Source organism: Streptomyces sp. NPDC102406 (assembly GCF_044765725.1).
Classification (GTDB): Bacteria; Actinomycetota; Actinomycetes; order Streptomycetales; family Streptomycetaceae; genus Streptomyces.
On the sequence record NZ_JBIWKP010000002.1, the window covers coordinates 18,654 to 32,528 of the forward strand.

The window sequence follows — 13,875 nt, forward strand, 5'->3', positions numbered from 1 at the left end:
GCGGCATGGCTGAGATCAAGAGGACGGACGACCGGCCGGTCATCGACTACATGGCCCGCGACTACGAGAGCCTGCTCGCGTCCATGCGCGGGCTGATCCCGCAGAAACTGCCGGAGTGGAAGGACTTCGCGGACGAGGCCGACTTCGGCAACGTACTGCTGCAACTGTTCGCGCATCTCGGCGACATCATCAGCTACTACCAGGACCGGGTGGCCAACGAGAGTTTCCTCGGCACGGCCCGCACCCGGCGCAGCGTCATCGAACACCTGCGGCTCATCGGCTACGAACTGGGCACCGCGGCCCCCGCGGCGGCCTCGCTGAGCCTGACCGTGCCCGGCAGCGTCACCGCGACGGTCACCGTGGCGCGGGGAGACGCGTTCGCGACCAAGAGCCGGCGCGACAAGCCGAGCGTCAGGTTCGAGTACACCCGCGAGGCGCCGCTCGTCATCGACTTCTCGAAGCTGACGGCCGACCCTGCGACCGGCCGGAAGGTCTTCGGGCCGGCCCAGGGCGGCATCCCGGTCGAGGAGGGCCGGCTGATCAGGGACGAACTGCTCGGCACGTCGGACAACGCGCCCAACCAGCGCTTCCCCCTCGCCCACCCGGGGCTGATCCTGCGACCGGCGGGCCAGGACGTGGTGGTGGAGAGCCGGCTCGCATCGGTGCCCTCCGTGTGGACGCTGCGGGAGAGCCTGGCGTTCAGCCAGGCGGGACAGCGCGACTACCGGGTGGAGATCGACGACGCCGACCGGGCCACCGTCGTCTTCGGCGACGGCACGTTCGGCGCGATCCCCCCGCAGGCCGCGGCGATCCGGGCCACGTACCGCGTCGGCGGCGGCTCGGCGGGCAACGTGCCCGCGGGCGCGGTGACCACCATCGTCGGTGCGCCCCAGCTCGCGCTGCTAGGCGCGACGGTCGGCAACCCGGCCCCCGCGACCGGCGGCGCGGAGCGCGAGGACATCGCACACGCCGTGCAGCACGCCCCCGCCGTGTTCCGCTCCCTGCGCCGAGCGGTGACCGCCGCCGACTACGAGGCGCTCGCCCGCAGCTTCAAGGGCGTCGGCAAGGTCCGCGCCGAGGCCACCGGCTGGAACCAGGTGACGCTGCACGTCGCGCCGCAGGGTGGCGGCAAGGTCAGCGACGTGCTGGAGGCCGACCTCAAGGGCTTCTTCGAGGACAAGCGCATGCTCAGCCAGCTCATCGAGGTCTCCGACGTCGACTACGTCCCGATCCGCGTGACGGCCGAGCTGGCGGTCGAGAGTTTCCACGTACGGGAGGACGTCGTCGCCCAGGTCCAGCAGGCCGCCGCGCGCCTGCTGGACTTCGAGCGGGTCGACTTCAACCAGACGGTGTACCTCAGCAAGTTCTACGAGGAGACGCAGGACGTCCCCGGCGTCGTCTTCGTGAACATCACCGAATTCCGGCGCGGGGACCGGACGGGCGCGCCGGTCGAACCGCACGGCACCCTCGTGCTCGGCCCCAACGAGGTGCCCGTCATCCCGCCGGAGCCCGAATACCGCCTCGGCCTGAAGGTCATCGTCCTCGAACAGGGAAGGAGGTGACGGACGGTGCGGCTGACGGACATCACGGCCACGGCCCACCCCGCCGGCAACAGGATCGACCTGAGCTGGCACAACCCCGATCCGGGGCGCGCGCCCGGGATCCGCGTGGTGCGCCGGGAGGGCACCCATCCGACCGGCCCCGACGACGGCCGGCTCATCGCCCACACGATCGGCCCCGACACGCGCACCGTCGACACCGGCCTGAGGGGCGGGACGGTCTACTACTACACGCTGTTCCCGTTCAGCGGCTCCCCCGTGCCCACGTACGACCCCGACCCGCACAACCACGCGTCCGCCATGGCCACGTCGCGGTACGACTTCGCGGGTCTGCTCTACGGCATGCTCCCGGCGATCTACCGCCGCTACGACGCCGACCGCACCCCTGTGGCGGGCAGCGGCCTGCCGGCCGACCGCGACAAGGGGCAGCTCCGCCGCTTCCTGGACCTGCCCGGCGGTGAACTCGACCGGATCTACAGCCTCGTCCGCGCCGGCCTCGACCTCGGCGACCTCGACCGGGTCGACGGCAGGCTGCTGCCGCTCCTCGCGCAGTGGATCGGCTGGCAGACCGATTTCGGGCTGCCGGTGGACGCGCAGCGCAACGAGGTCAGGTTCGCGCCGCGCATCTACCGGACCATCGGCGGGGTGCCCACGCTGGACGCCACCGTGGCCCGGGTCACCGGTTGGACCAGCCGTACCAAGGAGTACGTCCACAACGTGGCGCGCACCAACCAGCCGGAGCGGCTGAACCTGTGGTCCGCGCTGCGCGATGCCTCCGGCGTCTTCGCGCCCGCGGCGCTCGCGTCCGTCAACTTCGCCCATGACGGGCGGCCGGTGGCGCTGCGCGAGGCGGACGGTTCGTCGCTGTTCTTCTTCCACACCCGCCGGCCGCACGGCTGGGACATCTGGATGAAACGGTTCGCGGGCGGGTTGTGGGAGCCCAGCGCCCCGCGCGTGGACCGGCCGGGCATCGACAAACACCCTTCGGTGGCCGTGCAGGGCGGCGGCATCGTGTGGCTGTTCTGGCAAGGGTACGACCCGGAGCAGCCGCCCGCGGACCGCAAGTGGCGGATCTGGTACAGCGTGCGGACGGGTCCTGCCACCTGGTCGGCGCCCGCCGTGTTCGGGGACACCGCCACCGAGCGGCGGATGCCCACCGCGGTCGCGGACAACGCCGGCGGGCTGTGGCTGTTCTGGCTGGAGGCGGTGGGCGACGGCTGGGAGCTGCGCTACAACCGCAACGTCGGCGGGGCCTGGCTGCCCGCGCCGCTGACCCTGCCGGCGGACGGCGGCCGGCCGCCGCGGGTGGAGGACGACTTGTTCGTCCTGTTCCATCCGACGAGCACGACCCAGCGGTTGTGGCTGTTCTGGGCGCGGCACGAGAGCGGCGGCCCGCCGGGCCAGTCCCGTTGGAGCATCGTGCACCGGGTCAAGGCGGGGCTCGACCCGGCGGTCTCGGACTGGTCCCCGATCCGTGCGCTGCCGAAGGCCGGTGCCGACTACCACGACCGGCAGCCCGCCGCGCTGCTGACCGCCGACGGCAACATCGAGGTGTTCTGGAGTTCGACGCAGAACGGCGGCTGGTCCCTGAGCCGCAACGTCCTCGCCGTGACCCCGCTCACGTGGGGGGTCAACCAGCGGATCGGCGGCGGGCCGTACGCGCGGCGCGGGCCGTACGCCGTGGACACACCGTCCGGCACCCTGTTGGTGCACCGCTCCAACGAGAGCCTGGAGTACGCGAGCGCGGACTACGGTGCGACTCGCACCGTGGATCACCGGTACGCGGGGACGACCACCGTCGACGCCACGGGCGCGGCCAAGCTGGGGCTCCGCGGCCGGTTCGAGGACTTCCAGACGTACACGTACGACGCCGGGGCGGGCGGCGTGCGCACCAACGACGACCGCATCGGGCGGGACACCGTCGGCCTGTTCCTCGCGCCGCCGGGCACCGCCGACCCGGACCAGGTCAAGGCGATGGTCTCCCGGCTGGCCGGCGTCCTCGCCGACGCCATGCCGGTCACCGCGCGCCCCGTCTTCATCATCCCGTAGCCGTCTCGCCAAGCCATCACGCCGTACCGGAGCAACGCCGCAGAAGGAGGGGGACCGTGGCGGACTATTCGCAGTCACCGCTGGAACTGCTGCTGGCCAACCAGCAGAAGGGGTACGTGGGCATCCACGTCGAGCAGGGTGTGCCGGTCCTGGACCGGGACCTGAATTTGTTGCAGGACCTGATCTCGGCGACGGTCCGCGCGGTCATCAGCCGCTACGTCGGCAATGGGGCCGCGGCCGGGGCCAACGGCTTCGCCGTGCAGGCGCTGCCCACCGGGCAGAACGGTCAGGACTTCCTCATCGCCGCCGGCGACGCCGGGGGGCCCGGCAGCGCGCTGGTCGGCGGCGTCGAGGTGGTCATCCCGGCGGCGGTGACGTACAGGAGCCAGCCGGGCCTGCCCGCGCTCACGGCGCCCACCGCGGCGCAGCCCGATCCGCGGACGGACACCGTGTACCTGGACGTGTCGCTGGCCGAGGTGGACGGCACGGTGGACGCGGAGCTGAACAACAGCCGCGACGTGGGTGTCCAGACGTCCGTACGGCTCAAGCCGGTGTGGGTGGTGCGGGTCAGTGAGGGGGACGCGGTGCCGGCGCCGCCGTCCGGGCACAGCTTCTACCCGCTGGCCTCCCTCCTGCGGCCCCGGGGGGTGGCGACCCTCGAAGCGGCCATGATCGGCGATCTGCGGCAGCGCCGGCTGACCGTCTCCGACATGGAGCGCAGGATGAGCCTGATGGAGCGGACGCTGCTGCTGCCCGCGTTCACGGCCCCGGCGCCCGGGCAGCCGCAGTTCGTGCCCAAGAGCGGCGTCATCGGGCAGCCGATCACCCTGAACGGCAGCAACTTCGCCGTCGCCCCGGTGACCGTGCGCTTCGGCGACCTGCCCGCGAAGATCGTGGGCGGGGCGTCGTCGACGCAGGTCGTGGCCCGGGTGCCGGGCGGGCTGACACCGGGGGGTGTCTCCGCGGCCGTCAGGATCACCGTCAGCAACCTGGGCGGCGCGGTGATCAGCGACGACACGTTCACGGCGGATCCCGCGCCGGCGTTCGCCGAGCCGACCACCCAGTTCAGCCCGGGCAATGGCACCCCGGGCACGCAGGTGACGCTCAACGGGTTCAACTTCAACGCCGCCGGCACGCAGGTGCGCTTCGCGGCCGTGGCCGCCACGGTGGTCGGCGTGCCGACCGCCACCCGCATGGTCGTCCAGGTGCCGGCGGGCCTGGTGCCCGCGGGCAGCACCAACGCCGACGTCAAGATCACCGTGACCAACCCGGCAGGCAGCATCGTCAGCGACGACCCGTTCCGGGCCGAGCTGAACATCCCCGCCCCGACCTTCGCCACCACGCCGCCCCAGTTCTTCCCGAAGTCCGGGGTGGCCGGCCAGCAGCCCATCATCCTCAACGGCAACAACTTCAACTTCGCCCCGGTGACGGTCAAGTTCGAGACCTTCACCGCGGTGATCATCGGCACGCCCTCCGCCACCCAGATCTCCGTACGGGTGCCCGCAGGGATGACGCCGCCCGGCACCACCAAGGACTTGAAGCTCTCGGTCACCACCGCGGGCGGCACCGCCACCAGCACGGACATATTCACGATCAACGGTTAGGAAGGGAATGCTCATGGCGTTCCACGTCTATCCCGATCCGCAGACCGCCGCGCTCACCGTCAACACCGGGCTGCCGGTCTTCGTCGGCATCGACCAGTTGGCCGGGCCGCGCGACCAGGGCGGCTACGCGAAGATGATGTACGTCCGGGTGTGCGCGACGGGCGCCGTCGAACTCCCGACGCTGTTCATCCGGGCGGGACACCCCGACACTCCGGCCACCCCCGGCGACACCGAGGGACCCGCGGTGGAGATCAACGGATTCACCAGCGGGGTGTTCAACAAGACCACGTACCTGGGCGACGTGAAACGCGACGTCGAGGCCGACAACGTGGCCATCATCCGCATGGGGTTCGACCAGGCGGGCACCACGGAGACCTGGCGGCTGGGTTTCCAGAACAACAACGTGGGCGGCGCGCCCGTCGAGTTCACCTGGGTGGTGGCCGACGCGGCCACCGACACGGCCCAGCCCTGGCTCGACATCTCGCCGGGCACGGTGTCCAGCTTCCTCTCCCTCGTCAACAAGTCGGACTCGGACAGCGTGCAGGTGTCCAACAAGGGCACCGCCCCGCTGACCATCGCCACGGCGGGCTCCCTTCCGGCCGGCGGCTTCACGGTCACCTCGCCCCTGCCGCTGACCGTACGCCCCTCCCGCGCGGAGACCCTCTCGCTCCGGTTCACCGCGCCCGCCGCGCCCCCGCCCGACAACAAGACCACCCTGACCACCAACATCGTCGTGACACCACCGGACCCCACGGTGGGCACCTCCGCCGGCCACAACCAGCAACTCGCGTTGACCGCCGTCACGCAGAAGCTGGAGGTCGTCCTCCTGCTCGACTCCTCGGGCAGCATGGGCGGCGACCCACTCGGTGGTTCCCCCGCCACCGTCGCGGAGTCCCGCTGGGGGGAGCTGACCACGGCGACCAAGGGGTTCCTGCACCTCCTCGGCCTCTTCGCCGACAACGGCGGCCGGTTCGGCATCGCCCGCTTCCCCGCCGTGGGCGCCGGCCCCGCCGGCTTCGACATCGTCCCGATGAAGCAGATCGCGGCCTCCGAGATGGCCGACGCGGGCAGCGCCGTCGAGGCCATCGTGCCCACCGGCAGCACCCCGATGGGCGACGGCCTCGACCACGTCCTCGCGCCCGCCACCAGCTACTTCGGCACCGACCCGCTCAGCGTCAACACCAGCCGCCGCTGGCTGATCATGATGAGCGACGGGGCGCACAACTCGGGCACGCACAACCCGAAGGAGTTCACCGCACCACCCAACGGCACGGCGCCCACCGGCACCTCGCTCGCCGAGAAGAAGATCACGATGTACGGCATCGGGTACGGCGTCGAGGGGCACACCGACGTCGACCACATCCTGATCAAGACCCTCGCCGACGGCTCGTTCGGCGGCGTCTCGCACAGCGTCACGGAACCGGGGTTCACCCCCACCCAACTCGGCGCGGTCCTGCGCAACGCCCTCAAGGAGGGCCTGACCGACGCCTCCTCCCCCGCCGACCCGCCGGGCGTGTTCGTCTTCGGCGAGCGGGAGATCCGCCACGAGACGGTCATCACCCCCTACGACGACAAGGCCGCCTTCGTCCTGGACTGGAACACCCCCGACGCCAGCAGGCTACGGCTGGAACTCCTGACCCCCAACTGCGAACTGATCACGCCGGAGAACGCGGGCCAGGGCACGTTCTCCCAGGTCACCTTCCACGGCGGGACGCGTTCGAACATGTACCTGATCCCCCGGGACTTTCTGCGGGGCGACAGCGGCTCCGAGGTCGCCACCGGCACGTCCGGCAGCCGGGGGCGCGACGGCACCTGGCGGTTGCTCGTCAGCTCCGGCGGCGGAGTCATCGGCGCCGCCGACAAGACGGGCGCGACGAGCGCGACGAGCGAGGGCGATCCCGACGTCGAGCACTACGTCTACGACGTGCTCACCGACTCGACGCTGCGCCTGGAGGTCAGCCAGGACAAGGGCACCTACTTCGCCGGGGATCCCATCACCGTCACCGGCCGCCTCACCGCCGAAGGCCGGCCGGTGACCGGCGCCGCGGTATCGCTGTCCACCACCGCGCCGGTACGGTCGACGGACAACCAGATCGCCGCGCTGCGCGTACCCGCCGAGGCGCTGAAGCGCGCCGAGGAGCTGCTCGCCGGCAAGGACGCCACCCCGCTGCTCATCAGGCAGTTGGGGGCCCAGCTCGCCGGGCTGAACATCGACGGCAGCCGCCGCGAGCACGTCCAGGCGATGAGCGACGCGGACGGCACCGGCAACTACCGGGCCACCGTCACGGACACCTCGGTCCCCAAGCAGTACGTCTTCTACCTGTCCGCCACCGGCATCACCGCCGACGGAACCAGCTTCCACCGCGAGAGCAAGCAGGAGACGCTCGTCATGGTGCGGCCCGAGCCGCAGCACACCCGGATCGACCTCAACCAGACCGGGCCCGGCCAGATCGACGCGACCGTCATCCCGCGGGACCGGTTCGGCAACGTCCTGCTCATCAACCCCGACACCGCCGGCGGCTTCGGCCTCACCGCGCTCGGCGGCAAGCCCGGCGCGCTGACCAGCCGGCTCGACGGCTCGTACACCGGCACGGTGACGTTCGACCCGAAGGTCAACCCCGCCATAGGCCTGCAGTTCGGCGGCGAGGACGTGCTCGTACCGAAGCACACGCCGCCGGTCGGTGACCTGCGGTACGTCAACCGCGTCATCAAGTTCGAGGCAGGCGCGATCAAGGACGCCAACCAGCACGCCGACGCGCGCGCGGTGCTCGGCAGCGTCGTCGACAAGCCCGCGGGTACGTTCGTCTCGCTCGGCGCGGCGGGCCGGCTGGAGGTCGGCATCACCCGCCTGGTCATCCTGGCCGCCGGCGGCGACGACGACGTCACCGTGTTCGTCCGGCCGGACACGGACCTGCGCGCATACCGGGTGGAGGCGTACGCGGTGGAGCGCCGCGCATGGGTGGAGCTCGGCGAGTCCATCGGCGTCACCCAGTCGTTCGGGCTGCGCCCGGCCCACCTGAAGTTCACCATCGCCCTGCGCATCACCGACATCAGCGGCCGTACGCGCGACGACGCGTTCGTGGCGCTGACCACCCCGGGGGTGAGCCTGCGCGGCGTCGGGGCGCTGAAGACGGCCAAGGACCTGCCGTGCCGACCGGACCAGTTGCCCAATTGGTTCCCCTGGGCACGGTAGGCACGGGCCGCCCGCGCCGTGAGGGGCGGGCGGTTCTCCGTCGCGATGTTACGAAACTGCAAGTCCCTTGAGCGCGATATTGAGCTTGAGGACCCTGACGGTGGGCTCGCCCAGGACTCCCGGAGTGCGCCCGTCGGTGTGGTCGGCCACGAGCTTGCGCACCTCGGCGACGGTCAGCCCGTTGTGTTGCGCGAGCCTGTGGGCCTGGAGGGCGGCGTACTACGGGGAGATGTCCGGGGCGAGGCCGGCGCCGGAGATGAAGCTTCCCCTTGATCGTGGACACCTGGAGACTGGGACTTGAGGTTCCAGAGGAAGTAGTGCCAGGTGGGAAGCGAGAACAACCGCAGCAAGCGGTACACCGAGGAGTTCAAGCGGGACGCGATCGCGCTCGTCGCCTCCACGTTGCCGCACGGTCACCGAGGTCGCGCAGGAGCTCGGGGTGAGCCCCGAGTGTCTGCGGGGCTGGTACAAGCAACACCGCGCCGCTCGAGGTGCGGGCCGACCCGGCGAGCTCTCGAGCGAGGAGCTCAAGAGCTCAAGCGGCCGCGCAAACTCTGCGCCTGCCGAGAATGTCGTCCATGCAGCTCGCGAGCCTGGTCGGTGGTGCGGCAGGATGATCACCTGTGTTGCTTCGTCTCTGCGGATGCCGAACAATCATCCTGCCTGGTCGGAGGCGTGATCGGCGATCTCAAGTGCGGCCGGTGATCCAGGGTCCATGAGAAGTCGTGAGGTGAGCGGTTCGCCTGCTGAGCACGGGATGTGACGGCTTGTCGGCTCCTGCTGCAAGCGACCCCTGGACGCAGAACAGGCGTGGCCGCTGGTGATCATGTGGGTGTCGAGTCCGTATGAGCACCGAGCGAGTCCATGCCTGCGCACCCATCTTCCCGTATGCCGTCATGCCTCCAGCAACTGGGGGACGCCTCGAGCCCTTCTCTGCCAGAGAGTACTGCTGACCTGCGGAGTTACCTGGCCGCCGTGCCTGCCCCGCGCGCCCGTCCCTCCCGCCGCTAGCCGGAGTTCATGGCCACCCGCCCCGAACCAAACGATCACGTTCGGGAAGCGGAAGGCGTCTGAGAACCGCACAACTTTCACTGCGACAGCATCGAACTTTTCGCGGAGACCGCTCAAGTCGACATCGTGCTGGCCTCGGACGAGGTGGCGGTTGCCAAGGGGATCACGAAGAAGACCAGTGCTGCGAGGGCCGCCACGCTCGCTGCGAGTGCCAAAGTGCCGGGAAGAGACCAAGTCGCGACTGGTCCGGCAACTGCTGCCCCCAGGGCGAACCCGGTGATCTTCAGGCTGGCGCCGGTGGTGAAGATCTGGCCTCGCAGGTGATCTGGGGCCTCCCGGTGGCGGACTGCGAACAAGGCGGCCAGTTGGGGTCCTTCCCCTATGCCCACGATGAGTACGGCCACGATGAGTACGACTGGTCGACCCCACGCGGCCAACGCCAGCGCGGCAGCCTGGACAAGGGCACTGGCCCAGATGATCGTGTCGGGGGCGACTGAACGCGGGAACCCAGCAAGTACGACGTTGGCCACCAAAGCTGCGATCGCCACACAGGAGAGCAGCACCGCGCCGCGGCTGGCCCCGCCCAGAACGTGTTCACCGAGGAGTGGGATGCACGCCATCAACATTCCCTGGGCGATGCAGGAGACGGTCGAGGTGAGAGTGGCTCGGGCCAAGGACGGTCTTCCGAGGATGACCCGTACTCCGGCAACAAGGTCGCTGGTCACCGATGTTGGCTGCACTCCCAGCACTCGGCCGGGACGGGCAGGCAGCATCCATGCGGCGGGCAGCGCCAAAGCGATGAGCACTACAGAGACCACCACGGCCGTCGGGGCGCCCAGCGCCTCTGCCACGCCGCCGGCGAGAGCCGGACCGGCCAGGCTCGCCATATTGAACGTCATGGCATCGAGCGCGTTCGCCCGGGGCAGGTGGTCACCCAGCACCACACGCGGAAGTTGGGCCGTCCATCCCCCCGACAGGGCCGGGCCCAGCAGCCCTGTCACCGCTGCGATCAAGAACGTGACAGCGAACGGCCACCGTCCTAGTCCCCCAAGAACCATCCCCAGCCCCACCGCATAAAGAACGAGGGCACCAGCCAGCAGGCGTCCCGGCCGATCTGCTCTGTCGAGGAGCGCCCCAAAAATCGGCCCCCCTGCCGCGGCAGAGATCGTGATGCCTGCGAGCAGCGACGACGCGGCGACGGTCGATCCGGTCAAAGCAAATGCTGCCAGCATCAGCGCCGGTCCTGACATCTCGTCCCCGGCACGGGCTGCCACCGCTCCAACGAGATAGAAGCGGAGTGAGTAACGCTTCCCCATCAGCAAGACGTTACGGAGGTAACTCCATCATCCGCAAGATGCGTTACATTCCACAGGTGTCATTCCACAGCGACGATTGGTCCACCCGGCACTCCGTGCTCACCACAGCCCGGCGCACCGCCGCCCTGATCAACGCCCTGGCCGACGACTACCCCGACCCAGGCGATGTCGCCGGCGTGCTCCGCGCATATGGCGAGACCGCCCCCCTCGACCTCACCACCCGCGACGTCGCAGAGATGCAGGCAGCCGTCTCCCTGCTGCGGCCGGTCTTCGCCGCCGAACACGCCGATGACGCCGCGGCCACCCTCAACCAGCTCTTGAAGGACCACACCGGACCGCTCCGCCTGACCTCACACAGCGGCAGCACTCCCTGGCACCCCCACCTCGACCGCGAGGACAACGCCCCCTGGGGCGAGTGGCTCCTCGCCTCGTCCTGCATGGCCCTGACCGTTCTCGTCTGGGACCACCAACGTCCGCCCGGCGGGCTCTGCGCATCCCCCACCTGCCAGAACGTCTTCGTCACCCAGGGCAGCGGCCCGGAGCGTCGCTACTGCTCCCGCCGATGCGCGACCCGCGAACGAGTCGCAGCCCACCGACGCTCCCGCTCCGCCGAGCAGCCGAACGAAGATACATAGGGCGCCAAGGCCCAGCGCAACAGCGCTCAACCTTCCCTACGTTGTTCTGCGGGAGGCGGTGAGCCCTTCGTATGGTTCACCCACCCAGGGGCGTCGGGTGTGGCTTTCAAACTTCTGCCGTTGGTGGCTTCCATCGATTGGCCGCTCGACGCCCCACGACGACTCGGCTGCCAATTAGGAATTGCGAATGATCGCTCCGTAGGGAATCGACAGCGAGGTCGTCCGTCGGGAGGTACCAGCAGCACACCGTACGGAGGCACCACATGGCCGCGATCTGGGCCGGCATCGACGCAGGCAAGACCCATCACCACTGCGTCGCGATCGACGAGAGCGGCCGCCGGCTGCTGTCGCGACGCGTCGCCAACGACGAGACCGAACTGCTCGAACTCCTCGCAGACGTCCTCGTCCTGGGCGACGAGGTGACCTGGGGCATCGACCTGGCCGACGGCGGAGCCGCCCTGGCCATCGTGATCCTCCTCAACCATGACCAGCCGGTGCACTACATCTCCGGCCGGGCCATCCACCGCGCCTCCGAGAGCTACCGCGGCGAAGGCAAGACCGACGCCAAGGACGCCGCTGTCATCGCCGACCAGGTCCGCGTCCGCCACGATCTGCACCCCTTACGCACCGGCGACGAGACGGTGACCGATCTCAAGATCCTCACCGGTCGGCGCATGGACCTGGTCGCCGACCGCACCCGCACCGTCAACCGGCTCCGCGCCCAGCTCACCGGCATCTTCCCCGGCCTGGAGCGCACGCTGGACCTCACCAACACCGGCCCGCTCACCCTACTGACGGGCTACCAGACCCCGGCCGCCATCCGCCGGATCGGCACCAAGCGGCTGGAAACCTGGCTGCGCAACCGCAAGGTCCGCAGTGCCGACCAGCTCGCCGAGACCGCCGTCCAGGCCGCAGAGCGCCAGCACACCAGCCTGCCCGGGGAGAAGCTGACCGCTGAGCTGGTGCACACAATGGCGAAGGAGGTGATGGCCCTCAACCAGCAAGTCGCCGAGCTCGACAAGGCCATCGAGGCCCGATTTCGCGACCACCATGCCTTCGACGTGATCACCAGCATGCCTGGCCTGGGCGTCATCCTCGGAGCCGAGTTCCTGGCCGCCACCGGCGGCGACATGGGCGTCTTCGGCACTCCGGACCGCCTCGCCGGCTTCGGCGGCGTCGCGCCGGTCCCCCGCGACTCGGGCAAGATCAGCGGGAACCTGCGGCGCCCGCAGCGATACAACCGCCGACTCCAACGGGTCTTCTACACCTCGGCGTTATTCAGCATCCGCCACTGCGCCGAATCCCGCCGCTTCTACGATCGCAAACGAGCCGAGGGCAAGCGCCATACCCAAGCCGTCCTCGCCCTCGCTCGCCGCCGCGTCAACGTCCTCTGGGCCCTCCTGCGCGACGGCCGGCGCTACGAGCTCACACCGCCTACCGCCCTCGCGGCTTGACAAACAGCATTAGGAATCGATGAGAAGCACTCAACCTTCGCTGCGACGGGTCAACAGGGTGTGCGAATCTCGTCACGTGGGAAGCACGGGGGCTCGAACCGGCGCGAATCGAACATGGTCGAGCTGACAAGGCGACACCAGGTCAGACACCATGACCGGGACGCCAACTTCCATATGCGAGTCGGACCGCCCCGCGCGAGGCCCCGCCGCCGCGCGTCAAGAGTGTGAAGAACGAAGAAGAAGCAGCTCAGAGGCTTGGCGTTTCTCACTGATCAGCAAGAATCAGCAAGCTCTCAGATCTGGTTCTGCCCGCCGTCGACGTAGATGTTCGCGCCGACGATGTAGCTGCTCTGTTCGGAAGCGAGGAACGCCACGGCGGCGGCAACCTCCTCGGGACGCCCTATACGGCCCTTGGCCACGGTCGCGGCGACATTCTCCTTGACTGCGGACAGTGTCTCCTCGCCGCCGAGAATATTGGCGAGTCCGGGAGTCTCGACCCCGCCCGGCGACACCGCGTTGACCCTGATGCCCCGGCCCCTGAGTTCGTTGGACCATGTCCGCGCGAATGACCGAACGGCGGCCTTGGACGCCGCGTACGCACCGAACGCCTCCATGCCGTTGTCGGCGGCTGTGGAGGAGGTCAGGATGACCGAGGCGCCGTCATTGAGCAGCGGGAGCGCCTTCTGCACGGTGAACACAGTGCCCCGGACATTGACTCCGAAGGTCTGGTCGAAGTGGTCTTCGGTGGTCTGCTCCAGCGTGACGAACGCACCGACCGCCGCGTTCGCGACGAGCACATCCAGTCCCTGCCCCCGGGCGCGGACCGCGTCGTAGAGCCGGTCCAGGTCGGCTGCCTTGGAGATGTCGCCCGCCACCGCGGTGGCCCTCGATGCTCCGATGGTCTCGATGGCGGCGTCCAACTCGGTCTTGCGCCGACCTGTGATGAACACGTGCGCGCCCTCGTCTGCCAGACGTGCGGCGGTGGCCAGACCGATTCCGGTGCTGCCGCCGGTGATCACAGCCGTCCTGCCCTCAAGCTGTCCCATGCGAGTGC

General features: G+C 69.7%; 8 protein-coding genes and 2 pseudogenes. 7 read left to right on the forward strand and 3 right to left on the reverse strand.

Annotation, left to right across the window (positions count from 1 at the left end):
• The first annotated feature begins 5 nt into the window (after positions 1 to 5).
• Genes ACIRF8_RS08670 through ACIRF8_RS08685 form a run of 4 tightly spaced genes read left to right on the forward strand, consistent with a single transcriptional unit; the run spans position 6 to position 8,405 of the window.
• Positions 6 to 1,562, forward strand: coding sequence for a baseplate J/gp47 family protein (locus tag ACIRF8_RS08670; protein ID WP_404212409.1), 1,557 nt, complete (start codon positions 6 to 8; stop codon positions 1,560 to 1,562).
• A gap of 6 nt (positions 1,563 to 1,568) precedes the next feature.
• The gene (locus ACIRF8_RS08675) at positions 1,569 to 3,608 is read left to right on the forward strand and encodes a hypothetical protein (RefSeq protein WP_404212411.1); all 2,040 of its coding nucleotides are present in this window, start codon (positions 1,569 to 1,571) and stop codon (positions 3,606 to 3,608) included.
• A gap of 56 nt (positions 3,609 to 3,664) precedes the next feature.
• Positions 3,665 to 5,212 (forward strand): IPT/TIG domain-containing protein, encoded by a 1,548-nt coding sequence (locus tag ACIRF8_RS08680; protein WP_404212413.1) that lies wholly within the window; start codon positions 3,665 to 3,667, stop codon positions 5,210 to 5,212.
• A gap of 13 nt (positions 5,213 to 5,225) precedes the next feature.
• The gene (locus ACIRF8_RS08685; protein ID WP_404212415.1) at positions 5,226 to 8,405 is read left to right on the forward strand and encodes a hypothetical protein; all 3,180 of its coding nucleotides are present in this window, start codon (positions 5,226 to 5,228) and stop codon (positions 8,403 to 8,405) included.
• Between the two features lie 48 nt (positions 8,406 to 8,453).
• Here the strand turns inward: ACIRF8_RS08685 and ACIRF8_RS08690 are convergent.
• A pseudogene (locus tag ACIRF8_RS08690) lies at positions 8,454 to 8,612 on the reverse strand (potassium-transporting ATPase subunit C); the annotation flags it as partial.
• A gap of 211 nt (positions 8,613 to 8,823) precedes the next feature.
• Between ACIRF8_RS08690 and ACIRF8_RS08695 the strand changes: the two are divergent.
• Positions 8,824 to 9,084: pseudogene (locus ACIRF8_RS08695) on the forward strand (hypothetical protein); the annotation flags it as partial.
• Between the two features lie 445 nt (positions 9,085 to 9,529).
• Here the strand turns inward: ACIRF8_RS08695 and ACIRF8_RS08700 are convergent.
• Positions 9,530 to 10,732, reverse strand: a complete 1,203-nt coding sequence (locus ACIRF8_RS08700) for an MFS transporter (RefSeq protein ID WP_404212417.1) — start codon at positions 10,730 to 10,732, stop codon at positions 9,530 to 9,532.
• Between the two features lie 38 nt (positions 10,733 to 10,770).
• Here ACIRF8_RS08700 and ACIRF8_RS08705 point away from each other — a divergent pair, with 38 nt between their 5' ends.
• Both ACIRF8_RS08705 and ACIRF8_RS08710 read left to right on the forward strand, forming a co-directional pair.
• Entirely contained in the window at positions 10,771 to 11,367 is a 597-nt protein-coding gene (locus ACIRF8_RS08705) for a CGNR zinc finger domain-containing protein (RefSeq protein ID WP_404212418.1), read from the forward strand.
• 263 nt (positions 11,368 to 11,630) lie between these two features.
• Complete coding sequence (locus ACIRF8_RS08710; RefSeq protein ID WP_404212420.1) at positions 11,631 to 12,821, forward strand: IS110 family transposase; 1,191 nt, start codon at positions 11,631 to 11,633, stop codon at positions 12,819 to 12,821.
• Between the two features lie 293 nt (positions 12,822 to 13,114).
• Here ACIRF8_RS08710 and ACIRF8_RS08715 read toward each other — a convergent pair whose 3' ends face one another.
• A complete protein-coding gene (locus ACIRF8_RS08715; protein ID WP_404212422.1) occupies positions 13,115 to 13,867 on the reverse strand; it encodes an SDR family NAD(P)-dependent oxidoreductase in 753 nt (250 codons plus the stop codon).
• Between the last annotated feature and the right edge of the window lie 8 nt (positions 13,868 to 13,875).